Raw genomic sequence first — 23,760 nt, 5'->3', positions numbered from 1 at the left:
TCCCTAGGGCCTGTCGCGGCTCGCCAAGATCCCCTCGACGATGGCGATGTCACTGGGGTTGTTGATCTCGACCATCGGAAAGCCCGGTTCATCCAGCGTCAGCACAGTCATCGGCATGCCCGCCACGAGGAACCGCAGCTGCTCGAGACCCTCGACCGTTTCGAGCATGGTTGCGCCCCTGCCGACATAGCGCTCCAGCGCGGCGCGCCGGTAGGCGTAAAGGCCGAGATGCAGAAGCACAGGCATGTCGTCGTCCGGCATGCGACCCGCCGGCAGGTAGGGAAGAATGCGCTTCGAGAAATAAAGGGCCTCGCCGCGATCGTTCACCACCACGGTCGTGCCACCGACGCGGCCCTGCGCGGCATCTTCGGCGAGATGGCGGAAGGTTTCCGCCGAGCAGCGCACCGCGACGGTGCCCGCCTGCGCCTCGGGATGGCGTTCCATATGCGCGATCAGCGCCTCGACGAAGGGCGGGGGCGTCAACAGGGCATCGCCCTGGAAATTGACCAGCAGCTCGGCGCCGGGGAGCTGTTCGAGGCAGGCCGCGACACGCTCCGTTCCGTTGGCGCAGCTTTCCGGCGTCATGAGCGCGAGACCACCGAACCCGCGAACGGTCTCGGCAATGCGCTCGTCATCCGTGGCGACCAGCACGGCTTGCGCATTGGTCACCGCGGATGCGGCGTCATGGCTCCAGCGGATCAGAGGCTTGGCGGCGACGGAACCCTGCCGCAGCACGGCCAGCGGCTTGCCCGGAAAGCGGCTCGATGGGTAGCGCGCCGGAATGACGATGACGGTCTTCGCACGGGCGAGGGCCTCAGGATCGAGCGAACCGGCGGTGGTCATGGCGGCTGCGGCGCGGCCGGGGCCGGTCAGGGCACCAGGTCGTGAATATGAGCGATGGCGATCGGCCGGGCCGGGTCGTCCACCTCCGTGACGAACAGCACGGTGATCTTCGCGTTGTTCATCAGCGTCAGCACTTCTTCGACCGGGGTTCCACTTGGCACCGTGATCGGATCAGGAGTCATGATGTCGACGGCGCGAGCGGTCAGCACCTGATCGAACGCGCGGCGCAGGTCGCCGTCCGTGATGACACCGATCAGACGGCCGTCCTCGCCGATGACTCCGGCGACACCCTTGCCCCCGGACGTCATCTCGAAAACGATGTCGCGCATGGGTGCGTCCCAGCGCACAAGGGGCAGGGGCTCACCGCACGCGACGATCTCGTCGATCGGCGCGATGCGCGAGCCGATCTCCCCACCAGGGTGCCATTGCGCGATGTCCGTGCGCGTCAGGCCACGGCGCTGCATAACCGCCAGCGCGAGCGCATCACCCAGACCCAGCATCATGGTCGTGGACGTGGTCGGCGCGATCCGCACCGGGCAGGCTTCCGGCGCATCGGGCAGTTGCAGCATGATGTCGGACGCGCGGCCAAGCGGCGAATGCGGCTTCGACACGATGCCGATCACCGGCACACCGTTGCGGCGGGCATAAGCGAGAAGGGGGCGCAGTTCGGGCGAGAAGCCGCTGTTGGACAGCACGAGCAGAAGGTCGCCCGTGGTGACCATGCCGAGATCGCCGTGCGCGGCCTCGCTCGCATGAAGGAAGAAGGAGGCCGTGCCCGTCGCCGCAAACGTCGCTGCGATCTTCCGGCCAATATGACCTGACTTGCCGATGCCGGTGACGATGACCCGGCGCTCGACATTCAGGATCGCGTCGACGGCCTGCACGAAACAATGGTCCAGTGCGGTTGCGAGGGCGGCGAGCCCTTGCGCTTCCTGAAGAATAGCCGCGCGGCCGGCGTCCAGTATTTCTGCCTGATTGGAGAGCGATTGTTCCCTGGCGCGATGATGGCGGGTCGCCATAGACTTCTCAAACTCCCTCAATTTTCATGATCGTGGCTAGTCCCGCGAGGATGCCGGATCAAGACAATTTTGCATCGCAGCAATTCATCGCGGTTCCAGCACTCTTTATCCATGCTGCGCGCAAAAATGGTGAACGGGCATCAAGGCGGTCGGCCTCTCACTTCGTCTTTTACTTCGCGCCTTCTCGGCTCCGGTCTCGAATCGCCCGGAATTCCGCGCCCGGGTGCCAGTTGGGCCAAAGATCGCTGGTCGCAAGCTCGCGGCCGATCCGATAATAGATCTGCAGGTCCTGCACGGCGCCCGACCAGTTCCATGCCGGATCATATTCATCCTGCGGCTTGTGATAGCGGTTGGCCGTGTAGTCCTCGCTTGCAGCGCGTCCTGCAGCAACGCCGCCATCGACCATGTCTTCTCCGCTCGTCGCATAGATCATGGGCACGCCGCGCTTGGCGAAGTTGAAATGATCGGAGCGATAGAAGCTGCCCTTCTCCGGAGAGGGCTCCGGCAGGATGCTCCGGCCCTGGGCTTCTACCGCGCGGGCAAGAAAAGCTTCGAGCTGCGACTTGCCGCCCCCGACGATCACTACGTCGCGGGTCGGACCGGAAAGGTTCAGGCCGTCGATGTTCACGCCGCCTACCGTGCTCGTCAGCGGGAACACCGGATTTTCCGCATAATATTGCGAGCCGAGCAGGCCGCTTTCCTCGGCCGTGACGGCGAGGAAGACGATGGAGCGCGCACTGGCACCGGTGCGTGCATGGGCCTGCGCCAGTGCGATAAGGCCGGCGGTGCCGCTGGCATTGTCCAGCGCGCCATTGCAGATATCGTCTCCATCCACCGGCTCGCAGCGCCCCAGATGGTCCCAATGCGCGGAATAGAGGACATATTCGTCGGGCCGCGTCTTGCCGGGCAGGATGCCGATGACATTGCGGGACGCCTGTTTGCGGATGCTGTTCTCGACCTCGAGGCTCGCGCGCAGGCCGAGCGGCCGGGCGCGGAAGCCGGGGCGCTTGGCTTCCTCGGCGAGCTGATCGAAATCCTTGCCGGCGCTCGCCAGGATCTGCTTCGCCGCGTCCAATGTCACCCAGCCGATCACGGCGGACTGGTCCATGTGGCCATCGGGCAGATCGAGGCCGAGTTGCGGGCCGGTCCAGGAGGACAGGGGCACACCCCAGGGATAAGCTGCCGGGAAGTCGTCATGGACCAGCAGAACGCCTGCCGCTCCCTGCCGGGCGGCTTCCTCGAACTTGTAGGTCCAGCGGCCATAATAGGTCATGGCGCGCCCGTCGAAGGGGCCATCCAGTCCCTCCATTTCATAGTCCGGATCGTTGACGAGGACGACGACGGTCTTTCCCTTGACGTCGACCCCGGCATAGTCGTTCCAGCCCTTTTCGGGCGCATTGATGCCATAGCCGACGAATACCATCTCGCTCCGCGCGATCTCGCTGTGGGGAACCACGCGATAGGTGCCCGCGACGAAGTCCGTCTTGTAGGCGAGGTGCAGTGGCGCCTTGCCACCCTCGATCGCGAGCGCGCTCGTGCGGACGGGTGTCAGCTCCACCAGCGGCACGTCCTGCGTCCAGCTTCCCTTGTTGCCCGGCTTCAGCCCGGCCCGCTGCATCTGGTCGATCAGATAGACGACGGTTTTCTCTTCCCCGGGCGTCGTCGGCGCCCGGCCTTCGAAGGCATCGGAGGACAACGTCTTGGTGATAGTCCTCAGCAGATTGAGGCTGATGGGCGGCACCCGGGCCGGCGGGGGCAGGACAAGCGCCGCCGCTTCGTTCGCCACCACAGCGGGCGCCGGCACGGCGGCATCCCGTCCATGGGCAGCGGTGGCGCTTGCGAGCGCGCAAAGGGCCAGGAGTGGAAAGCGGCGCATGTTCATGTCCCCGGTCGGCAATTTTCGTTGCCAAGCCTGATGCCATTTGCTCTCAATGGGAACAAGGGTCGCCGCCCGTTCGCTTGGGGGAGACTCGCTTTGGGGGAATGATTGTGCCGCGCTTGTTTGCGCGGAACTGGGGGCTAAATGTACAAGATTGCAGGGGCGGGCCTCGCCGGCCTGTTGCTCGCTATGGCCGCGCATGCCGAACCGGACGCGCTGGCGAAGGCATTCGGAGCGCGGGAAACCGTGATGTCCGCGAGCCTTTCACCCGATGGCTCGAAGATCGCAATCATCGCGGCGGCCGGCGGGCGCGCCACGCGGGGCTATGTGCTCGATGCGGCCGAGGGCGCGACGCCCAAGCCGATCATGGCCACCACGGGAAAGCCGGAGAATCTCACCGGATGCGACTGGGTCGCGAGCGACCGGCTGGCCTGTAAAATCTATGGTACCACCCGCTACGCGGACGAGGTCTACAGCTTCTCGAACATCCTTGCCATCGATGCAGGCGGCGGAAATGTGAAGACGCTCAGCCAGCGACGGGGCAGCAATGCGCTCGGCTGGGATTTCCGGGGCGGGAGCATCGTCGACCTGTTGCCCGGGCAGGATGGGGTGGTTCTCATGACCCGCTCCTATGTTCCGGAAGCGAAGATCGGCAGCCTTGTCGAGAAGCGGCAGGATGGACTCGGCGTCGACCGGATCGACACGCGCTCAGGCGCCGCGCGGCGGATCGAACAGCCGCGACCGCTGGCCTATAATTACATTTCCGACGGACAAGGCAGGATCCGGGTGATGGGCCTGTGGGACGATCTCCAGACGGGCTTCAAGGCCCGATACAAGTTCATGTTCCGCATGGCCGGATCGGACAAATGGCACGAGCTTTCGACATATGATTCCCTCCAGAATGCGGGCTTCTGGCCGGTCGGCGTCGATTCGGATAAGAATGTCGCTTACGGCCTCGAGCGCGTGGATGGTCGCGATGCGCTGGTCAGCATCACGCTCGATCAGGACATGACGCGCGAAGTGGTCTTCGCGCATCCCGTGGCGGACGTCTCCGGCATCGTGCAGGTCGGGCGGAACAGGCGGATCGTGGGCGCGCGCTATACGCTCGAACATGGCGAGGCGGTCTATTTCGATCCGGCCACGGCCGCTCTGGTCGACGCGCTCGGCAAGGCGCTCGGCGGCAAGGCCGTGCATATGGGGGACATGAGCGAGGATGGGCAGAAAGCGCTGGTCTGGGCGGGCAGCGATGTCGATCCGGGGCAATATTATCTGTTCGACCGGGCGACGAAGAAGCTCGCGCCCGTCATGCCCGATCGACCGGAGCTGGCCGGCCGGACGCTCGCGACGATGAAGCCGATCAGCTACAAGGCCGGGGACGGGACAGTCATCCCGGCTTATCTCACGCTTCCCCCCGGCAAGGAGACCGCTCGGGGTCTGCCCGCGATGGTCATGCCGCATGGCGGCCCGGACTCGCGCGACCAATGGGGATTTGACTGGCTGGCCCAGTATTTCGCGGCGCGCGGGTTCGCGGTCATCCAGCCGCAGTTCCGGGGCTCCTATGGCTTCGGCGAGCAGTGGCTCATGGATACGGGTTTTCGCTCCTGGCGGACGTCCGTCGGCGACGTTGCCGACGCCGGGCGATGGCTGGTCGCCGAGGGCATTGCCGATCCCGCGCGGCTGACGATTCTCGGCTGGTCCTATGGCGGCTATGCCGCGTTGCAGGCGCAGGCGATCGACCCGACCCTGTTCAAGGCAGTGGTGGCGATCGCGCCCGTCACTGATATCGGCGATCGCCTGCGCCGGGCCCGCTCCGATGGCAGCTACTATGTCGAGCGTGCGCGCCTGGGCAGCGGGCCGGAGGCGGAGGATGCTTCGCCGGTCAACCATGTCGACAAGTTCCAGGCGCCGGTGCTCATGTTTCATGGCACGGCCGACAGGAATGTGGACGTCTCGCAGGCGAAGATCATGGAGTCGAAGCTCCGCGGCGCTGGTAAGCGCAGCGAACTGGTGATCTACGAGGATCTGGAGCATAGTCTGGTGGATAGCGACGTGCGCGCCGACATGCTCCAGAAGAGCAGCGACTTCCTTCTCGCTGCGGGCCGCTGAGCGAGGAGCGTGCGGCGCGCGGCAGGGACGTCGGGCAAGCAGACCTGCTCACCTTGCCGCTCGCCGGCCGGTTGCAGGCGGGCGTGAATGCGCTGGCCCTGTCTCACCGTGAGGCGATGGGCCTCCGGGGTGAACGTGGTTAATTGTTGCCAACCCAGTTGATGCAGTGCATCTCCGACAGACGCGGACGGGGGTGGGGCAATCGCCGGAGTCTCCGGGCGCGGGAAGGTGCGGCTGGGCCGTGCGGATCGCAGGTGGGAGGCGACAATTCTGATCAGGATCATTCCGGGCGCGGTGGCGCTCGTCTTCAGCACGCTCGCGGCCGTGGGACCGGCGCATGCAGCCAATCTGATCGTCAATGGCGGGTTCGAAACGGGGGATTTCTCCGGCTGGACGCAGTTCGGCGACACGAGCTTCACGGGCGTCTTCCCCGCCGAGGCCGGCTATCCGCCAGCGGAGGGCGATTTCCTGGGCGTGTTCGGCCCTGCCTTCGGCGCAGGCGGCATCCGCCAGACCATCTCGACGACGCCGGGCGCGACCTACGCGATTTCGTTCGATCTCGCGCATATGGACGATGGCGGCGACAACTTCTTCGCGCTCGTCTTCGATGGGGTGACCTATATCGACAATGTGGGCGCCAGTGATTTCGACTGGGCGAATTTCGGCGGGTCGGTGATCGCTTCCGGGACCAGCGCGACGCTGGAGTTCCGCTTCTACAGCGGCCTCTCCTTCTGGACGCTCGATGGGGTCTCGGTCACGCAGGTGACGTCCTCGGCAGTGCCCGAGCCGGCAAGCTGGGCCCTCATGATCGCCGGCTTCGGTCTGGCGGGCGGCGCCATGCGGCGGCGCAGGCCGGCCATCGCCGTGCAGACGGTGCGCTTCGCGTCCTGATCCGCTCCGTCCGATGACCGGCTGAGAGACGCGATCCGGAAGTCCGGCGGCTGCCTTGCAGGCCAGTCTGCGTCACGCGGCTCCGGGTAGCGCGAAACGAAAAAGGGCGGCTCCGGGGAGCCGCCCTTTTTGTATGTCGTTTCGGCGAGAGCCGGATCAGCGCGAGTAGAACTCGACGACCAGATTGGGCTCCATCTTCACCGGATAGGGCACTTCGTCCAGCGTGGGGACGCGGGTGTATACGACCTTCGCGGCGCCATCGGGCGCGATATAGTCGGGGATGTCCCGCTCGGACAGGCTCTGCGCTTCCATGACCAGCGCCATTTCCTGCGCCTTCTTGCCCAGCGTGACTTCGTCGCCCGGCTTCACGAGGCGCGAGGCAATGTTGCACTTCACGCCATTCACATAGATGTGGCCGTGGCTGACGATCTGACGCGCCGAAAAGATCGTCGGTGCGAACTTGGCGCGATAGACGACGGCGTCCAGGCGACGCTCGAGCAGGCCGATCAGGTTCTGGCCCGTGTCGCCCTTCATGCGGCTCGCCTCGATATAGTTCTTCTTGAACTGCTTCTCGGTCACGTCGCCATAATAGCCCTTGAGCTTCTGCTTGGCGCGCAGCTGGATGCCGAAGTCCGACATCTTGCCCTTGCGGCGCTGGCCGTGCTGGCCGGGGCCATATTCACGCTTGTTGACCGGGCTCTTGGGGCGGCCCCAGATATTCTCGCCCATGCGGCGATCGATCTTGTGCTTGGCGCTGGTGCGCTTCGTCATGTCCTTGTCCTTCGATTGCTGATGACGTTGGTCCCGGTATCCGCCTGACACTCATGTTTCAGAGGCAGGGCCGCCGCTTCACCGGGATGCGGGGCCAATCGCGAAGGCGCGCCTATGACGAGAGGAGCGGCATGAGTCAAGTTTTCTCGTCCCCGGGGAAGCCCTGCCGCATGATCAACTCCCCAGTGGTAAGAATTGACTAATATTAGACATGGCTACTAGCATGCGCGGCGCAAAGGAGAGGCTGCCATGTTCACCAATGCCATCGGCGCGCAGGTGCGCCGCTTCGAGGAACGCGAACATGAGGGCGTCCCGGCGCGCGTCGTGATCCTCGAACGAACTTATCTCGCCGGGATGCGCGACATCTGGAATGCCATGACGAGCCCGGAGCGTCTGCCGCGCTGGTTCCTGCCGGTGAGCGGCGAGCTGAGACAGGGCGGACGCTACCAGCTTGACGGTAATGCGGGCGGCACCATCACGCGCTGCGATCCCCCGCGCGCGCTGGACATCAGCTGGGAATTCTCCGGCGCCACGAGCTGGGTGACCGTCCGTCTCAGCCCGGAGGGCGCGGGCACGCTGCTGGTCCTGGAGCATATTGCCCCGGTCGGCGTCATGGAGGCCCATTGGGAAAGCTTCGGTCCCGCCGCGACGGGCACCGGCTGGGACCTCGCGCTCATGGGACTGGGCCTCCATCTCAAGGATGGCAGAAGCGTCGACCAGGAGGAGGTGGAGCGCTGGTCCTTCTCCGAGCCGGGCAGGAGCTTCATGCGGGCAAGCACTGCCGCCTGGGCGGAAGTCCATATCGCGGCGGGAGAGGATCGGGCCGTTGCACAAGCCATGGCGCAACGCACCGCGGCCTTCTATATGGGCGATTGATGCATGCTTTCGATGTGCTTGGCGATCCCGTGCGGCGGCGGCTCCTGGAGCTTCTGGCCGAAAGAGAACGTGCGGCCGGCGACATGACGGCGATCGTCCAGCGCGAGTTCGGCATCACCCAGTCGGCCGTTTCCCAGCATTTGCGCGTGCTGCGGGACAGCGGCTTTGCGACGGTGCGTCCGCTGGGCGCCGTCCGGCTCTACAGCGTCAACGCCGAGCCGATGCGCGATGTCGATCAATGGCTGGAACGCTTCCGGGGCTTCTGGACGCCGCGACTAGAGGCTCTGGCGACGGAGGTCGCGCGCGGCCAGCGGGAGAGCGGGACGGGGTGACACCGCAGGCGGCACGCCGTCATAGAGCAGGCGCAGCATGGGCGAGCGCAGCACGATGCGCCAGGCCATCCAGGAAAGACCCAGCGTCAGCAGGATTGCCAGCACGGCCTTGACGCTGACCGGCAGCGCCAGCGGCTGCCCGATCACCACGAGCGCGGCCGTGATCGGCAGATGGAACAGATAAATGACGAAGGACGCGCGCACCAATTCCTGAACGGCGGGATGCGGCCGGTCCGCCACATGCTTGACCCCTGCGAGCAGCATCTGCGTGATGGCCACCGCGGCCACCGTCTCGACAAGGCGGCCGGCGGCGGGATGCAGCTGCCCCTTGAACATGAAATGCGCTGCCAGTGCGAGGACCCCGAGCAAGGCGATCGCAAAGGAGGGCCGATGCAGCGCATCCCGCAGCCGGGGGGCGCGCGCCACAAGGCAGCCCGCCGCGAACCAGGGAATGAACTGGAGCAGCTGGTCGAGCCGGAAAATCTGCTGGGGGACATTGGTGGCAAAGCCCGCCGCATAGAAAAGCTCGATGGCGGACGCTTCCCATGCGCCCAGGACCAGCGCCGTCAGCAGCACAACCAGCGCGGGCCGGCGCGCCAGGCGAGCGTCCGTTGCCGGAGCGATCTGGGCCTGGGAAAGCCGGGGAGACAGCGTCGTGAGCAGCGCGGCAAGGGCGGAGCATTGCAGCAACACGATGATGAACCAGAGGTGCCGAACCCAATAGCCGCCGGACACGGAGCTGTTGTGCTCCCACGAGGCGAGTGCCGGCCCGATGGAGAAGTTGGAAAGCTCACAAAAGAGGTTGAGCAAGGGATTGAGCGTGAGGAGGCAAGCCAGGAAAGGGATGCCGAGCCGCAGGAACCGCCCCTTCAGCCATTCGCCCGAGCTGCGGCGAGACAGAAGCAGGGCGGCGAAATAGCCGGCAATGAGGAAGAAGGCCGGCATCCTGAAGACATGGATGAAATCGGCAAGCCAGGTCCAGATCAATGCGCCTTCCCGGGCATTGACGATCCAGACGTCATTGGCGCGATAGGCCATGGCGACATGATAGGGAATGCCCAGCAACATGAGCAACGCGCGGATCGCGTCCCAATGATGTTCTCGTTGTGCAACCCTGCTTGTCGTCATGTTTTTTCCGTTTCACCAACCGCTTACCGGGCACTGCGGCGGGGATGCAACCCTGCCTCCGGAACCGGGTTCCCGCCTTTGCGGCAGTAAGTTCCCGGAACCGCCTGGGGTGAGTTGAATGGTGTAACGTCCGCTAGCATGACGAATTCGAGCGCGAAGACCGGCGGGGTTCCCGAGGCTCTCCATTCTCCCGCCCGCCTCATTTTCTCCTGTCCTACAGCCCCGCCGTCATGGCAGCGCCTTCTTCTGCTGACAGCGGCAGGTGCAGGCACGGCTGTTTCTCATTTGAGGGTTTCCATCGTCCGATCAGGCCGCACTGGCTTGCCGGGACAGGCTCTGGCGTCCGCCTGATTTGCCTCGCCGCAAAGTTCAGGGAAGCGGAAGATGACACGGACGTGTCCTCATCTTTGTGAACTTCCAGCGCGCGGCCCAGTGTTGGACCGGCATTGCGGGGCGCTCGCACTGTCCGTCGCTTCCCGACTCACTTCCTGGAGAATCGGCGCGTTTCGGATTTTGTCCGCGCAGCCGGGGAAGTCGCCGGTCAGTCGCGCGGGCGGGGATTGGCAAGGGAAGAGAGCACGCCGCGCAAGGTCCGCACCTCCAGATGGTTCCAGCCGGGCTTGGTGAGCAGGTTGCGCAAGGTGCGCTTCGTCGCGGCAACACGGCTGGGCGGGAAGAAATAGCCGGCCTCGTCCAGCATCGCCTCGAACTGGCCGATCATGCCGTCCAGCTCGTCCTGGGAAGCGGGCGGTAGCAGCTCGGTACGCGTCGGCTGCGCAAGCGGGGCGGTCTTCGACCATTCATAAGCGCACAGGATGACTGCTTGCGCGAGATTGAGCGATGCGAACTCCGGATTGATCGGCACGGTGAGGATGGCGCGGGCAAGCGCCACTTCGTCGGTCTCGAGGCCTGAGCGCTCCGGGCCGAACACGATGGCGCTGCGCCCGACGGCTCCATGGATCTCCCGCGCCGCTTCCTCGGGCGTCACGACCGGCTTCGTCACCCCGCGCTTGCGCACCGTGGTGGCATAGACATGCGCGCAATCGGCGACCGCCTCGGCAAGCGTGTCATAGACCTGCGCGTTGGCGAGCACGACATCGGCGCCGGCCGCCGAGGGGCCGGCATCGGGATTCGGCCAGCCATCGCGCGGCGCGACGAGGCGCATCTGCGTGAGCCCGAAATTGAGCATGGCGCGCGCGGCCTTGCCAATGTTCTCGCCGAGCTGGGGACGGACGAGCACGATGAGAGGGGCTGCGGGATCAGCGCGCTCCATCTGTTCGTTTGCAGACATATCCGTTTCTCCCCGGGGCGCCGGAGCCCCTGTGAACATCTTGGGTGCCGATGGCGGAGATCGTCGGGCGGACCCGCTCCCGGCTTCGGCGGTATTCATGGAACAGGCGCGCCGGGCTGGCGATAGCGGCGTAGACCCTTCAGGCGAAGTGCAGGCGCGCGGTGATATCTACCGGGCGGCCTGCACGGGGAAACGTGCCCGACCGCTTCATTCTCCGCCCACTTCCCGGATCGCGCCAGCGAATTCCTGAAAGTCCTTCGCCTCGGTGAAGTCCCGATAGACGCTGGCGAAGCGGATATAGGCCACGCTGTCCAGCCCCTTCAGCCCTTCCATGGCCAGCTCGCCGATCCGGGACGAGCTGACTTCGCTTTCCCCGCTCGTCTCGAGCTGCCGCTGGATGCCCGAAACCAGCCGCTCGATCCGCACTGGATCGAGCGCGCGCTTGCGGCAGGCGATCTCGATGGACCGGGCAAGCTTGTCCCGATCGAACGGCTCGCTTGCGCGGCCCGACTTCACGACCAGGATGTCGCGAAGCTGGATGCGCTCGAAGGTGGTGAAGCGCGCGCCGCACGCCTCGCACTGGCGGCGGCGACGGATCGCGGCGCCATCCTCGGTGGGGCGGCTATCCTTGACCTGGCTATCCTCGTGCGCGCAGTAAGGGCAGCGCATCCTAGCGCTTGATCCTCTGCCAGAACGCGATGCCGGCACCGGCGACGAGGCCAAGCGGCAGCGAGACGACCGGCAGCAGCACACCCGCCACGGCGCCGATGGCCGCGCCGGTGAGCACCGGCTTGGTCGAAGGATGGCCGAGGCCTTCCTTCGCCATGCCGGATATCTCCGCCTTGGCCCTGTCCATCAGATCATTGGGTTCGCTCATCGTCAGACCTCCCTTCAGTAGATCGGGAAGCGCGGGGTCAGGTCCTTCACCTTCTCGCGCACATGAGCCTCGACCTGCCCGTCGCCTTCCTCGCCATTGTGGCGCAGACCCTCGACCACTTCCGCGATCCAGGTGCCGATCTGGCGGAACTCCGCCTCGCGGAAGCCGCGCGTCGTGCCCGCCGGCGTGCCCAGGCGCAGGCCCGAGGTCACGAAGGGGCTCGCCGTGTCGAACGGCACGCTGTTCTTGTTGCAGGTGATGTAGGCCCGGTCCAGCGCCTTTTCGGCAGCCTTGCCGGTGGCTTCCTTCGGCCGCAGGTCGATGAGCATCAGGTGATTGTCCGTGCCGCCGGACACGACGGCGAGCCCGGCCTCGGCAAGGCTGGCCGCCAGCGCGCGGGCATTGGCGACGATCTGGTGCGCATAGGCCCGGAACTCGGGCTGGAGCGCTTCCGCGAAGGCCACGGCCTTGGCGGCAATGACATGCACCAGCGGTCCGCCCTGAAGACCCGGGAAGACGGCGCTGTTCACTTTCTTCGCGATCGCCTCGTCATTGGTAAGGATGATGCCGGAGCGGGGGCCACGCATGGACTTGTGCGTCGTTGTGGTCACGACATGGGCATGCGGGAACGGCGAGGGATGCGCGCCACCCGCGACCAGCCCGGCGAAGTGCGACATGTCCACCAGAAGGATCGCGCCCACCTCGTCGGCGATGGCGCGGAAGGCCGCGAAATCCCAGACGCGCGGATAGGCGGTGGCGCCGGCGATGATCAGCTTGGGCTGGTGGGCCCGCGCCTTGGCGGCAATGTCGTCCATGTCGAGAAGCTGGTCCTCGCGGCGCACGCCATAGGACACGCAATTGAACCACTTGCCGGACATGTTGACCGGCGACCCGTGTGTGAGGTGGCCACCAGCCGACAGATCGAGGCCCATGAAAGTGTCGCCCGGCTGAAGCAGGGCGAGGAACACCGCCTGGTTCATCTGGCTACCCGAATTGGGCTGAACATTGGCGAAGTCGCAACCGAACAGCTTCTTCGCCCGCTCGATGGCCAGCGTCTCGACGACATCCGCCCATTCGCAGCCGCCATAATAGCGCTTGCCGGGATAGCCCTCGGCATATTTGTTGGTGAAGATGCTGCCGGTGGCTTCCAGCACGGCCTTGCTGACGATGTTCTCGGAAGCGATCAGCTCGATCTTGTCCTGCTGGCGCTTGAGTTCGCCCTGCACGGCGGCGAACACGTCTGGATCGGCTTTCTCCAGCGACGCGGAGAAGAAGCCCGGCGAGCGGATCGCCTGCTCGTTCGAATTATCGGCAAGGACGGACGATGCGGTCATGACGGATAGGTTCCTCGATTGAAATCAGTCGACGGCGGCAGGGACGGGCGGATGGCCCAGCTTGCCGACGCGGCGGGCATGGCGGTCTCCGCCGAAAGGCGTCGCGAGAAAGGCTTCGACGCAGGCCTTCGCCATCTCGATGCCGATCAGCCGCGCGCCCATGGCAAGGACATTGGCATCATTATGCTCGCGCGAGAGGCGAGCGGACAGCGGCTCCGACACGAGCGCGCAGCGGCAGGCGGGATGGCGATTGACGGCGATCGAGATACCGATACCCGAGCCGCACAGCGCGATGCCGCGCTCGGCCCGTCCGGCAGCGACTTCTTCGGCAAGCTTGTAGCCATAATCGGGATAGTCGACACTCTCGCCCTCTGCGGGCCCCAGGTCCGCGACCTCGTGGCCCGCCTCGCGCAGCCAGTCGGCAAGGGCTGTCCTGAGCGCCACGGCGGCATGGTCGGAAGCGATGGCGATGCGCATGATCCTGTTTCCCCAGGCGCGACCGGAAAGAGCGGTGAGTCGCGATTGGCCCGCTATCTAGTGTCGCGCTCGGAGGAATGCCACTGCCGATTGCGACCCGAGAGCGTCGGACGTGCTCGGGGAGGTCGAGGGTGCCGGCGCGCCGGTGCCCCGCGCGTCTGCGCCCCGGCCCGCAGCGGGAGGTGCTTCCGCCGGGCCGCAAAATGATCTAGCGCAGCGCCATGAGCGGGACGATCCTATCCATCCTGATGCTGGCCGGCCTGGCACTTGGCATCGGCGGCATCTACCTGATCGCGGCAAAAGGCGAGACGAAGCGCGGCTGGCTGATGATTGTGGCGGCCATGGTGATGTTCGGCAATGTCGCGGTATGGACGATGCCGATGGGCTGAGCATCCTTTCGGGATGCCTTTCATTCGCCTGCTGTCTTTCCCGCGCAGGCCCGCAGATGGGCTTCCAGCGCCGCGCCATTGGCGTCCCAGCTGAAGCGCTCGGCAGTGGCGCGCACGGCTGCGGGATCGGGCGGAGTGGCGAGAAGCGAAGCGATGGCCTGGCGGATCGCCTCGGGTTCGCGCGGGACGATGCGACCCGCTTCCGGCCGGTCGAGCAGTTCGCGCGCGCCGCCTGCCTCGCTGATGACGAGCGGCACGCCGCAGGCAAGTGCTTCCACCCAGGCATTGGCCAGCCCTTCCGAAGCGGAGGGCAGGGCCATGATGTCGCTCGCGGCGAGCCAGCCCGGCAGATCGCCGTGCGGAACGCTGCCGAGAAAGCGCACGCGCGCCGCCATCCCGAGCCGCCCGGCCAGCGTGCTCAAAGCGGCCCGGTCCGGGCCGTCGCCGATGAGCAGCAGCGTGACATCGGCAAGGCCGGCCAGTGCCTCGATCACCAGTGCCTGTCCCTTGCGCGGGATGAGTGCGCCCAGCACGGTGACGACGGGGCCGGAAAGGCCGTGCGCGGCCTTTGCGGACGCGCGATCGGCCAGCGTGAAACGCGCCTGATCGACGCCGGTATAGTGGACTCGGATTCTGTCGGGCTCCATGCCCAGCGCCACCATGTCCGCCTTCATCGCGGCACTGACCGCAAGGAGACCGGCAGCGTCCCGCCCGGCTTCCCGCACCATCGCCGCTGTCGCCGGATCGCGACCCCAATGATGAATGTCCGCCCCGCGCGCCTTCACGGAATAGGGAATGCCGAGCTGCCGGGAGAGCCGGCGGGCGACCGGCCCGTCGGGGAAGAAAAAGCTCGCGTCGATCACATCGAACGGCCGCGCCGCATGGAGGCGCCGGACGAGGGGCAGGATGGCGCGGGTCATCAGGGCCGGGTGCCAACGCCCGCCAATGGCCGGGACGATGGGAAATCGCGGTCTGTGGACGGTCAGGCCCTGCCATTGCTCCTCGGCAGGGAGGGCGCGGCGCGCGCGATATGCCGCGTGGAGCGAGACAGGCCATGGCGGAAGGCCGAGCGGCGCGAGGACCGTGACGTCCACGCCCGGCCGGCTGGCCAGCGCGCAGGTCTGCCGCTCCACGAACACGCCGAAATTGGGGCGGGTCGCGTCGGGAAACAGAGTGGAGAGCGTGAGCACGCGCAGCGTCATGGCGCCCTTGCCTAGCAGCCGCCCATGAAGAAGGCATTAGGGCCGCCGATGCAATCTGCTTGTGCATGGGCGGCGACCGGGTTCGCTAGGCTGTGCCCGGCGCCGCCCTTGTCTGTCAGAGCCGGGCCAGCGCAATCACGCAGAAGCCCCAGACAAAGGCCCCGCTCAGCCCGAGGAACAGCGCCGCCCGGACGAGATCGCGGGACGAGACCCGATCGACATGATCGCGGAAAAAGCGGGCGTAGCCGGCGCGGATGTCAGTGCGGGCGGAGAGCAGCGCCACTTCGAGCGCGGAGGCTTCCTTGCGGTACCAATGAAGCAGCTCGTCAAGCTCCGGGGGCGCGAGGTCGGGATAAGCGCCGACAAGCGTTTCGATCCGGGTGCGCCGCTCGGCGCTCCCGGAGGAGGGCAATTCAGTGTCATGCATGATCGATTCTTCCGAGTTCAGAAAGCTGGACCGCGCCCGGAACAGGCGCGGGGCGGGAACTCAGAGGAGAGGCGGCGCTCTCGGCGCATGGAGGACGACATGGATTGCGGGGCGCGGTGGGCCGGTGGAGGCGGGCCGGGGCGCTGGCGCGCCGACGGACGGCGGGCTGGTGGCAGCCGTGACTTGCACGAAGGACGGCAGCAATGGCTGAGGGTGCGGCAGCGCCGGCGCGGCCGTCTCGGCGATGCGCCGGGTAACGGTGACCAGCGCGACATCGAGAGTGGCGGAACTGAAGGCGGAGCCCTGGCGGGGCTGGAAAGTCGCCGCGCCGCTCGGCATCGCCTGCAGCCCGATCATGGCGAGCAGCAGGGCCAACACGAGCCGATGAGGCGTCAGGGCGCGGCGCGGGGACATCAAGGGTGCGATAGAGGCGGGTGACGCTTCTCGCAATGCCCGGGAGCGTGGCCTTGCTACAGGCTTCGGATGAGGCGCACCGGCAGGCCGATCCAGGCCGGATCGTTCACCACCTGCTGCCGGGTGCCCGCGCCAAGCGGGAGCAGATGAAGCATCATGCCATCCCGGCCGATGAGGCGGCCGAAAAGAAAACGCCCCGCCGGGCGCGGCACGAGGACGTCGCGATTGAGCGCTTCGGTGAAGCGCTCGGGCGGCAGTGGCTCGCACCACAATTCATCCCCCGCGCGATAATCGCCAAGGGCGGCGGTCATCCGGATGCCGAGGGCGCCCTTTGGCACGGTGGGTGGCACGAGCGTGAGCGGACGGGCCGGCGCGCCGGCGCCATCGGGACCCACCAGGGCTGCCACCGGTACTTTCTCGCTCGCGGGCAGGTCCACCAGATCGCTGGCCTGCACGTCCAGCGCTGCGGCGATGCGGTTAAGCCATTTCACCGATACGGTTCGCGTGCCGGTCTCGAGCCGACCGATCGTCTGCGCCGTGGTCGGCGGTTCGCAGCGCGCACCCACTTCTTCCAAAGTCAGGCCGCGCGCCTTGCGGACCTCGCGAATGCGGGTAATCATCGTGCCAGTCTCCAGGTAACCTGAACGGTTAGCCTGTCCTACATTTCCATCGCCATGGCAATGGGGTAGCCCGAATCGGGGAAGGAGACCATCCATGGCGGTACAAGCAAAGCAGGGAAACGGACATGTGAAGAAAGTTCCGCAAGCGGGCAGCGCGGCCCAGAAGCTGGTGGAAAGACGCGTGGAAGGTCCCGACGGCAAGCCGCATGTCGTGACGATCAATCTCGGGGAATCGCCGACGAGCTGGCTGTATGCGCGCCGGATGCTTTCGAGCCGCCAGTTCGCAGCAGCGGAGGCCATTCGCGCCGACTGGGAGCGTGCGGCCATGAATGCCCGGGTGACGATGAGCTGGGATATGGCGGCGGCGCCATCCCGTGGCCGGCGCCCTGCGCCCGGCGGGGCGGACCGGTCGATGACCCAGATCGCCGCGCGCGAGCGGCTGAACGCCGCTCTGGCCGCCGCGGGGCCGGGCCTTGCGGACATCCTCTGGCGCGTGGCCTGCGCTTGCGAGAGTCTGGCGGCGGCTGAGCAGACGCTGGGCTGGCCGGCCCGCGCCGGCAAGCTCGTGCTCGGTTTCGCGCTCGATCGGGTCGCGGATTATTATCGGATCCGCTAGACGCAGGCCATATCCGCTGGCGGAGGACGCTGTCACAAAGCTGACGTCGTGCGATGGCAGGAGCCGCGAGATGGCCATCGCGCCGGAGAATGAGAGCGAACGGATGTGCTGAACCGCAGGCAAGCCATGGTCCTGGGCGGAATGGCTGCGCTGGCTGCACCGGCCGGCGGCAGGGTGGCAGGAGCGCCGGGGCGGACGCGGCCGCTCGTCCTGGCCCATCGTGGCTGCTCGGCCCTGCGGCCGGAGCACAGCGCGGGCGCCTATGCCAAGGCGATTGCCGACGGGGCCGACTATATCGAGCCCGACATCGTCATCACCGCCGACGGCGTGCTCGTGGCACGGCATGAGAATGACATTGCGTCGACCACCGATGTTGCCAGCCGGCCCGAATTCGCCCGCCGCCGCACAACCAAAAGGATCGACGGACACAGCGTGACCGGGTGGTTCACCGAGGATTTCACGCTCGCCGAGCTCAAGACCCTGCGCACCATCGAGCGCCTGGGCGACCTGCGCCCGGAAAGCCGGGGATATGACGGCCAGTTCCCCATCCTCACGCTGGACGAAGTGATCGAGCTGGCGGCGACGGAAGGCGCCGCGCATGGCCGCGTCGTGGGACTGGTGCCCGAGATCAAGCATTCCACTTATTTCGCGGGGATCGGCTTGCCGATCGAGGATCGGCTGCTCGCCACGCTGGCCGCACATGAGCAGAGCCGGCGGCATCCCGTCGAGATCCAGTCCTTCGAAATCGGCAATCTACGTTCTCTGCGCGAGCGGATCGGGCGCGGCTCCAATATCAGGCTGATGCAACTCCTCGGCGAACGCGACGAGACGCCTGCCGATATCGCGGCGGCCGGCGGCTCGCTGACTTATGGCGAGATGGCGACGCCTGCGGGCTTGCGTGCGATTGCGGCCTATGCCGACACTGTCTCCCCCTCCAGCCGGATGCTGATCCCGCTCGATGCCGAGGGGCGGCTGGGCGAGCCCAGCAGTCTGGTGCGCGACGCGCATGAGGCCGGGCTGCTGGTGGGTGCCTATACCTTCCGGCCGGAAAACCGCTTCCTGCCGCTGGAACTGCGCGACGGGGCCGGAAACGACGCCCGCAACGAAGCGGGATCGATCGCCGAGATCCGCCGCTATCTCGCGCTCGGTGTCGATCGGTTCTTCACTGATGACCCCGCGCTCGGGCGCATCGCGGTGGACGGGAGCTGAGCGCGCCGGCTGGTGGCCAGATGCCTCATGCCGGGGCTATTCCGGCGGCACCCATCCGGCGCCTTCCCGTGTCACCCCCTTGCGGGCGCGGCCAGCCGGGTCTAGGGGCTGCGGCATCCGCTCAAGCAAGCCGAAAGAGGACTCGCCCCCATGAAAGCCCGCGTGTTCGTCACCTTGAAGTCCGGCGTGCTCGATCCGCAAGGCAAGGCGATCCAGCATGCGCTGGAAGGGCTGGGCTTTGGCGGCGTCAATGACGTGCGCGCCGGCAAGCTGATCGAACTGGATCTCGCCGAGGGGACCAGCGAAGCCGACATCGACGCGATGTGCCGCAAGCTGCTGGCCAATACCGTGATCGAGAACTACCGGATCGAGGCGGTCGGCTGAGCCGCGCTGAAAGGGAGCTATTGCGATGAAAAGCGCCGTCATCGTCTTCCCGGGATCGAACTGCGATCGCGACCTTGCCGTGGCTTTCGAGGCCGTCAGCGGCACGAAACCCGTGATGGTCTGGCACCGCGAGACGGAGCTCCCCGAGGGCATCGATCTCATCGGCGTGCCGGGCGGCTTCTCCTATGGCGACTATCTGCGCTCCGGCGCGATGGCGGCGCGCTCGCCAGTGATGCAGGCGGTGGCCGAGGCGGCCGCGAAAGGCACTTATGTGCTCGGCGTCTGCAATGGCTTCCAGGTGCTGACTGAAAGCGGACTGCTGCCCGGCGCGCTGATGCGCAACGCGGGTATCCACTTCGTCTGCCGCGACGTGGCGCTGACCGTGGAGAACAGCCAGAGCATCTTCACCAGCCGCTACGAGGCGGGCGAACGCATCACTGTGCCGGTCGCCCATCATGACGGTAATTATTTCGCCGATGCAGCCACGCTCGACCGGCTGGAAGGGGAGGGCCGGGTGGCCTTCCGCTACGGCGAGAGCGTCAACGGCTCGGCACGGGATATCGCCGGCATTCTCAACGATGCGGGCAATGTGCTGGGCATGATGCCGCATCCCGAGCGCGTGATCGAGGCGGCCCATGGCGGCACGGACGGTCGCCGCCTGTTCGAAGGGCTTGTCGAAGGCCTGATGGAACGCGCCTGACCTCCCGCCAGCCAACGTTACGTTCTGGAAACAATCCGGAAAGACGGCGGCCTTACCTGAGGGGTGTGCCTTTAATTTGAGCATCTCCGAAAGGAATTGCTCAAAATTTAGGCAGTATCATCCCGAAGAAGGAGGAACAGGATGCTTAGCCTTGTCATCGCCACTGCGGTCGCCGCCAGTGCCCCCGTGCATCAGACTACCGTCGATCACGAGGGGGTGACCTATCATGTGAACTATCGCCAGACCGTCACGACGAAGATGCGGACGATCGGCATTTCGCCCGGCTCGCGGCCCGGCAACCAGCGCTGCGTGTGGTCCGCCACGGTCCAGCTCGACCGGGAGATCCGCCGGGACCGGGACACCGCGCCGCTCGTCCGGCGGCTTGCCGGCGATGGTCATCGTGTCGAGGGGCAGGTGCCCGGCCGGTGTGCCGGCCGCCGCGACTATGTGGAGACCCAGATTGCCACGAGTATCGAGAAGGCCCGGGACAAGATCACGGCCATGGCCGAAGCGGACCGGGCCAACCTGCCGGGAGAGATTCGCGCGGCGCAAGCCCTGGCAATGCGTTGACGCGAGCTGGAGGGATATGATCCGTCAATGGCGCGGCGCGCTGCTGCTTGCCGCGCTTGGCGGCACGTCGCTGCTGCCTGCCCTGCCGGCGCACGCGCAGACGGGTCTCGATCCCTCCTTTCGGCTTGAGGTGGCGACCGATCATCGCCGCCGGGGCCTTTCCTGGAGCGACGGAAAGGCGGCGGTCGAGGGCAATGTCACGCTTGACCTGAGCCGGAGCGTGGAAATCGGCCTGGGCGCCACCGCGCTGCGGCAGAGCCGGCGGCATGGCGGCGCGGATGCCGGGCTCGATCTTGGCGCCCGCTATCGGCGCGATCTTGGCCCATGGATGCTCTCGCTGGGCGCGATGGGACATGTCTTTCCCGGCGCGTCCGGTCTCGCTTATGTCGAGGGTGACGGTAGCCTGAGCTACGATATCGGCCCCGCGCGGTTCCATCTCGGCGCGAGCTATGCTCCTCCGCAGGACTCGATCGGCGGGGACAATCTCTATCTCAGCCTCGCGGCGGACATGGGCGTGCCCGGCACCCCCCTTAGCATCTACGGCCATGTCGGTCGGTCATCGGGACGCGTGGACGACGCCATGCGCGCCGCGCGGCTCAGGCCACAGGGCCGCTATTGGGATCATGCTGTCGGTCTCGAATATGTCATGGGACGGCTGGCGACCGGACTGCGCTATTCCGGCACCAGCATCGGAGCGGTGGACCCGGAAGGGCCCCATATCGACCGGCATGTCGGGGAGCGGCTGATTTGGTCGCTGCGGGTGGTGCTTTAGGGGCAATTGGGCTGGGCTATACGATCAGTGATGATCGCTCTCTTCCACGCGCTGAGCCTTGTCGGTTGATAACTTGTTCTCTTGAGCCGAACATGCCACGTCTGGAAGCAGCGCGTGGGGGCGGTATGTCAGAGCAGTTAAAAGGTGAAGCGCACAGCGAAGAGAGACAAAATCTGTTCAAGGAGCTTGATCTCTGCGAGGCCGGTATTGCTCGCTACGATGGCTTTCTGTTTCAGATAAGGTCATGGATGATAACTGTTGTCAGCGGGATTGCGACCTTAGCTATCACTCAGAATACGCCGGAGCTATTTACTTTAGCGGCCTATTCGATTGGCGCCTTCTGGCTCATGGAAGGCAATGCGAAAAGCTATCAATATGTCTTTATTCATCGCGCGAGGCAGGTTGAAGACACCCTTCGCGGCAGCAGGGCAAAAGCCGCATCGCCTCAGCTATCGGGCCGTTTTCGCGATATGAGCTTCAACTGGCTTCCCATGGGGCCCGATGTTCATTGGGGCGCTACATGGTTTAAAGGAGCAGGATTTCATAGAAAGTTAGCTCGGATGACATCGCGCACTGTGGTTAGCCCAGTCTTTCACATGCGCAGGTGTTTGTCGGGAATGATGAGCGGGCATACCGCCATGATCTACGCGATAATGCTTGGCGCGACTTTGATCGGACCGAACTGGCTTCCCTCAACCGGGAAACAGACCAACGAGATCTCGATAAAATTCACGACGGACCATTCCGTAGGAAGATCTGTTGCCGAGAGCGACACGCCGACCGTGCGAAAGGCGGAACCTGCCGGAAGGTAGCGGCTCCGTGAGCCACGCGCCTGAGTATCAATTCTGCATGTTCCAGACAGCACTGCGAGTGCGCCAAGGTTCCTTCATAGCTGATCGGTGGATCTAGCGACATTGACGCGAAGTCTCGCACCGTGCTGGCTATGTGGCTGCTGAAGCGAAAACGCCGCTTCCTGCGCGAAGCAAGAAGGGGCTGAAATATTGGTCGGGACGAGAGGATTCGAACCTCCGACCCCCACACCCCCAGTGTGATGCGCTACCAGGCTGCGCTACGTCCCGACCGGAGGGCGCCTCCTAAGCGGATCGCGCGCAAGTTGCAAGGTCTGTGTCGGCGTGCGGTGCGCGGAGTTTGGGAGCGGGCCGCCATGGCTTTGCGGACGCGGGGCCGGAGCGGTTTCGGGCGCCACTTTTCCGGCCGGGGAGTCGGTCCCTCGGCGGGGTGCCTGCTGATCGGGGTCTCCTCCGGGGGACGTCGTGCGGGCCGTATCAGGCTCCCTGGCGTTCCGGCATTCCTACAGCGCGGAGATGTAGCTCGCCATATAATCGAAGAACACGTTGAGCCGGGCGCGCGCGCTGCGGGTGAGGGTGACGATGCGCAGATCGTCGGCGGCGGGGTCCATCTCCAGCGCGATCAGCCCCAGCGCAAGCGCGTGCTGGATGCGCGGGCTGAGCGAGGCGGAGCGGGAAAGGCCGAGCTCGGCAGGGCGCTGCGCACCGATGCGCCGGCTGAGCCACTCGTGCACCATCAGGTCGACGAGAAAGTCGAATGTCTCATCCGGCATGGCCTCGGGAAAATGCTCGGCGAGCTTCACCTTGAAGGTGACGAAAATGCGCGCGGCGGAAAAAAAGTCGATGCCCGTGCGGAGCAGCCCGTCCTCGGTGTGGCTTCCAGCCGGGATCTGCGCGACCTGCTGACGGATCGACTCGAGGAAGGGCAGCGAGGCGTTGCCGCTCACACCCGTTTCACGCGAGGCCATATCGTGCGGTCCACATCCGGTCTCGATAAATGCCGAGTACCATGACCAGCAGCAGGGGGATGGCCCACAAGCCCTCATAGCCCTGGTAGACAAGGGCCGAGAAGGCGGGGTCGATCATGGTGGCGAAATGGGCGACGACGCTGTTGAGCTGGAACGCGGCAACCCAGATGGGCCACCAGCGATCGCTGACGCCGGCGATCACGAACATCGCGAAGAATGTCGCCGCATCGATGAACAGCACCATCATGTTGGTGCTCGCCCAGAAGGTCTCATATTGGTGCGCGCTGGTCCAGCGGTTGACCGCCATGGTGCCCAGAGCGGCGAGCAGAACGACCAATGTCGTCCAGCGTCCCTCCCAGCCGCCCAGCACAAGGGCATAGGCACAGGCCGAGAGGCAGAGGAACCAGAACAGGATTGCGATCAGCATTGACACGGTTCGTTCGCTCCTGTCGCAATCCTGTCTGGCGACGGCAGGGTGGGGTACTGCCGTCTAAACTGCTTCAGTCCACGCGGGCGGTTTCGATGGTGACGGCGGGCTTGGCGAGATCCGGGCCCAGGCCATCCGGGCAGCCGAAGTCGACGACCTTGAGCGAGCTTCCGCCCTTGATCGCGGTGAGGTGGCGCACCACGGAGAGCATGTCACCGCGTCCGGCGACAAGATGATCGAAACCGCGGGCCATGCCTTCGAGCAGCTTCTGGCTCTGCGCCATGGGAAGGCCGGACTGTTCGCTAGCCTCGATGATGGAACTGGCGAGGCGGGTCTTGCACAGGATGGCGCGATCAATCGCCGTGATCGTGCTCTTGGTATCGTCGGCGACGACGAGGCCGGTGGTTTCCTGGATCTTGAACATAGCTC

The 23,760-nt window shown here is 65.8% G+C and carries 28 protein-coding genes, 1 tRNA gene and 1 pseudogene; 12 read left to right on the top strand and 18 right to left on the bottom strand.

Going from position 1 to position 23,760, the window contains the following annotated elements:
* Positions 1 to 3 precede the first annotated feature (3 nt).
* The 3 genes from SLG_RS14785 to SLG_RS14775 form a co-directional block, all read right to left on the bottom strand.
* A complete protein-coding gene (locus SLG_RS14785; RefSeq protein WP_014077300.1) occupies positions 4 to 843 on the bottom strand; it encodes a 3-deoxy-manno-octulosonate cytidylyltransferase in 840 nt (279 codons plus the stop codon).
* Between the two features lie 26 nt (positions 844 to 869).
* On the bottom strand, positions 870 to 1,862 hold the full coding sequence (locus tag SLG_RS14780) for a KpsF/GutQ family sugar-phosphate isomerase (protein ID WP_014077299.1): 993 nt from the start codon (positions 1,860 to 1,862) through the stop codon (positions 870 to 872).
* 169 nt (positions 1,863 to 2,031) lie between these two features.
* Positions 2,032 to 3,744, bottom strand: coding sequence for a M28 family metallopeptidase (locus SLG_RS14775; RefSeq protein ID WP_014077298.1), 1,713 nt, complete (start codon positions 3,742 to 3,744; stop codon positions 2,032 to 2,034).
* A gap of 141 nt (positions 3,745 to 3,885) precedes the next feature.
* Here SLG_RS14775 and SLG_RS14770 point away from each other — a divergent pair, with 141 nt between their 5' ends.
* Both SLG_RS14770 and SLG_RS22245 read left to right on the top strand, forming a co-directional pair.
* On the top strand, positions 3,886 to 5,847 hold the full coding sequence (locus SLG_RS14770) for an alpha/beta hydrolase family protein (protein ID WP_014077297.1): 1,962 nt from the start codon (positions 3,886 to 3,888) through the stop codon (positions 5,845 to 5,847).
* A 228-nt stretch (positions 5,848 to 6,075) separates the two neighbouring features.
* On the top strand, positions 6,076 to 6,738 hold the full coding sequence (locus SLG_RS22245) for a PEPxxWA-CTERM sorting domain-containing protein (protein WP_014077296.1): 663 nt from the start codon (positions 6,076 to 6,078) through the stop codon (positions 6,736 to 6,738).
* A gap of 156 nt (positions 6,739 to 6,894) precedes the next feature.
* Here the strand turns inward: SLG_RS22245 and rpsD are convergent, their stop codons facing one another.
* Complete coding sequence (gene rpsD, locus SLG_RS14760) at positions 6,895 to 7,509, bottom strand: 30S ribosomal protein S4 (protein ID WP_014077295.1); 615 nt, start codon at positions 7,507 to 7,509, stop codon at positions 6,895 to 6,897.
* A gap of 249 nt (positions 7,510 to 7,758) precedes the next feature.
* Here rpsD and SLG_RS14755 point away from each other — a divergent pair, with 249 nt between their 5' ends.
* Positions 7,759 to 8,385: an SRPBCC family protein gene (locus SLG_RS14755; RefSeq protein ID WP_014077294.1), complete on the top strand. Its 627-nt coding sequence runs from the start codon at positions 7,759 to 7,761 to the stop codon at positions 8,383 to 8,385.
* Positions 8,385 to 8,717, top strand: a complete 333-nt coding sequence (locus SLG_RS14750; RefSeq protein WP_014077293.1) for an ArsR/SmtB family transcription factor — start codon at positions 8,385 to 8,387, stop codon at positions 8,715 to 8,717. Before SLG_RS14755 ends, SLG_RS14750 begins: the two co-directional genes overlap by 1 nt.
* On the opposite strand, the gene SLG_RS14745 is transcribed toward SLG_RS14750, so the two are convergent.
* The 6 genes and pseudogenes from SLG_RS14745 to rpiB all read right to left on the bottom strand — a co-directional run bounded on the left by SLG_RS14745 (position 8,661) and on the right by rpiB (position 13,824).
* Entirely contained in the window at positions 8,661 to 9,845 is a 1,185-nt protein-coding gene (locus SLG_RS14745; RefSeq protein ID WP_014077292.1) for an acyltransferase family protein, read from the bottom strand. The two genes, SLG_RS14750 and SLG_RS14745, sit on opposite strands and share 57 nt — an antisense overlap.
* Before the next feature lie 541 nt (positions 9,846 to 10,386).
* Positions 10,387 to 11,097 (bottom strand): annotated as a pseudogene (locus SLG_RS14740) (RNA methyltransferase); the annotation flags it as partial.
* A 246-nt stretch (positions 11,098 to 11,343) separates the two neighbouring features.
* Positions 11,344 to 11,805, bottom strand: coding sequence for a transcriptional regulator NrdR (nrdR, locus tag SLG_RS14735; RefSeq protein WP_014077290.1), 462 nt, complete (start codon positions 11,803 to 11,805; stop codon positions 11,344 to 11,346).
* A gap of 1 nt (position 11,806) precedes the next feature.
* Positions 11,807 to 12,013, bottom strand: coding sequence for a hypothetical protein (locus tag SLG_RS14730; protein WP_014077289.1), 207 nt, complete (start codon positions 12,011 to 12,013; stop codon positions 11,807 to 11,809).
* Between the two features lie 14 nt (positions 12,014 to 12,027).
* Positions 12,028 to 13,347 (bottom strand): serine hydroxymethyltransferase, encoded by a 1,320-nt coding sequence (gene glyA, locus SLG_RS14725; RefSeq protein ID WP_014077288.1) that lies wholly within the window; start codon positions 13,345 to 13,347, stop codon positions 12,028 to 12,030.
* 24 nt (positions 13,348 to 13,371) lie between these two features.
* Positions 13,372 to 13,824 carry a ribose 5-phosphate isomerase B gene (gene rpiB / locus SLG_RS14720; RefSeq protein WP_014077287.1) on the bottom strand — a complete coding sequence of 151 codons (453 nt, stop codon included), beginning with the start codon at positions 13,822 to 13,824 and terminating at the stop codon, positions 13,372 to 13,374.
* Between the two features lie 221 nt (positions 13,825 to 14,045).
* Between rpiB and SLG_RS21950 the strand changes: the two genes are divergently transcribed.
* The gene (locus tag SLG_RS21950; protein ID WP_014077286.1) at positions 14,046 to 14,213 is read left to right on the top strand and encodes a hypothetical protein; all 168 of its coding nucleotides are present in this window, start codon (positions 14,046 to 14,048) and stop codon (positions 14,211 to 14,213) included.
* Between the two features lie 20 nt (positions 14,214 to 14,233).
* Here SLG_RS21950 and SLG_RS14715 read toward each other — a convergent pair whose 3' ends face one another.
* The 4 genes from SLG_RS14715 to SLG_RS14700 form a co-directional block, all read right to left on the bottom strand.
* Positions 14,234 to 15,415, bottom strand: a complete 1,182-nt coding sequence (locus SLG_RS14715; RefSeq protein WP_014077285.1) for a glycosyltransferase — start codon at positions 15,413 to 15,415, stop codon at positions 14,234 to 14,236.
* 115 nt (positions 15,416 to 15,530) lie between these two features.
* Entirely contained in the window at positions 15,531 to 15,842 is a 312-nt protein-coding gene (locus SLG_RS14710; protein ID WP_014077284.1) for a hypothetical protein, read from the bottom strand.
* Positions 15,843 to 15,902: 60 nt separating this feature from the next.
* Positions 15,903 to 16,256, bottom strand: a complete 354-nt coding sequence (locus SLG_RS20525) for a hypothetical protein (protein WP_014077283.1) — start codon at positions 16,254 to 16,256, stop codon at positions 15,903 to 15,905.
* 56 nt (positions 16,257 to 16,312) lie between these two features.
* Entirely contained in the window at positions 16,313 to 16,876 is a 564-nt protein-coding gene (locus SLG_RS14700) for a helix-turn-helix domain-containing protein (protein ID WP_014077282.1), read from the bottom strand.
* A 94-nt stretch (positions 16,877 to 16,970) separates the two neighbouring features.
* Between SLG_RS14700 and SLG_RS14695 the strand changes: the two genes are divergently transcribed.
* The 7 genes from SLG_RS14695 (at position 16,971) to SLG_RS14665 (ending at position 21,939) form a co-directional block, all read left to right on the top strand.
* Positions 16,971 to 17,492, top strand: a complete 522-nt coding sequence (locus SLG_RS14695; protein ID WP_014077281.1) for a DUF6456 domain-containing protein — start codon at positions 16,971 to 16,973, stop codon at positions 17,490 to 17,492.
* Positions 17,493 to 17,618: 126 nt separating this feature from the next.
* On the top strand, positions 17,619 to 18,701 hold the full coding sequence (locus SLG_RS14690; protein ID WP_014077280.1) for a glycerophosphodiester phosphodiesterase: 1,083 nt from the start codon (positions 17,619 to 17,621) through the stop codon (positions 18,699 to 18,701).
* Positions 18,702 to 18,851: 150 nt separating this feature from the next.
* A complete protein-coding gene (gene purS / locus SLG_RS14685) occupies positions 18,852 to 19,085 on the top strand; it encodes a phosphoribosylformylglycinamidine synthase subunit PurS (protein ID WP_014077279.1) in 234 nt (77 codons plus the stop codon).
* 25 nt (positions 19,086 to 19,110) lie between these two features.
* A complete protein-coding gene (gene purQ / locus SLG_RS14680) occupies positions 19,111 to 19,785 on the top strand; it encodes a phosphoribosylformylglycinamidine synthase subunit PurQ (RefSeq protein WP_014077278.1) in 675 nt (224 codons plus the stop codon).
* A 141-nt stretch (positions 19,786 to 19,926) separates the two neighbouring features.
* A complete protein-coding gene (locus SLG_RS14675) occupies positions 19,927 to 20,355 on the top strand; it encodes a hypothetical protein (protein WP_014077277.1) in 429 nt (142 codons plus the stop codon).
* Between the two features lie 16 nt (positions 20,356 to 20,371).
* Positions 20,372 to 21,127 (top strand): TorF family putative porin, encoded by a 756-nt coding sequence (locus tag SLG_RS14670; protein ID WP_014077276.1) that lies wholly within the window; start codon positions 20,372 to 20,374, stop codon positions 21,125 to 21,127.
* Between the two features lie 92 nt (positions 21,128 to 21,219).
* Complete coding sequence (locus SLG_RS14665) at positions 21,220 to 21,939, top strand: hypothetical protein (RefSeq protein ID WP_148276613.1); 720 nt, start codon at positions 21,220 to 21,222, stop codon at positions 21,937 to 21,939.
* Between the two features lie 190 nt (positions 21,940 to 22,129).
* Here the strand turns inward: SLG_RS14665 and SLG_RS14660 are convergent.
* From SLG_RS14660 to SLG_RS14645, 4 genes are all read right to left on the bottom strand, one after another.
* Positions 22,130 to 22,206, bottom strand: a tRNA-Pro gene (locus SLG_RS14660).
* A gap of 233 nt (positions 22,207 to 22,439) precedes the next feature.
* Complete coding sequence (locus SLG_RS14655) at positions 22,440 to 22,904, bottom strand: hypothetical protein (protein WP_041392076.1); 465 nt, start codon at positions 22,902 to 22,904, stop codon at positions 22,440 to 22,442.
* Positions 22,891 to 23,337 (bottom strand): hypothetical protein, encoded by a 447-nt coding sequence (locus tag SLG_RS14650; RefSeq protein WP_148276612.1) that lies wholly within the window; start codon positions 23,335 to 23,337, stop codon positions 22,891 to 22,893. Before SLG_RS14650 ends, SLG_RS14655 begins: the two co-directional genes overlap by 14 nt.
* Before the next feature lie 67 nt (positions 23,338 to 23,404).
* Entirely contained in the window at positions 23,405 to 23,755 is a 351-nt protein-coding gene (locus tag SLG_RS14645; RefSeq protein ID WP_014077272.1) for a hypothetical protein, read from the bottom strand.
* Positions 23,756 to 23,760: the final 5 nt, after the last annotated feature.

Origin of the sequence: Sphingobium sp. SYK-6 (assembly GCF_000283515.1) — a bacterium.
Lineage (GTDB): Bacteria > Pseudomonadota > Alphaproteobacteria > Sphingomonadales > Sphingomonadaceae > Sphingobium > Sphingobium lignivorans.
This window is presented reverse-complemented; position numbering and strand designations above follow the sequence as displayed.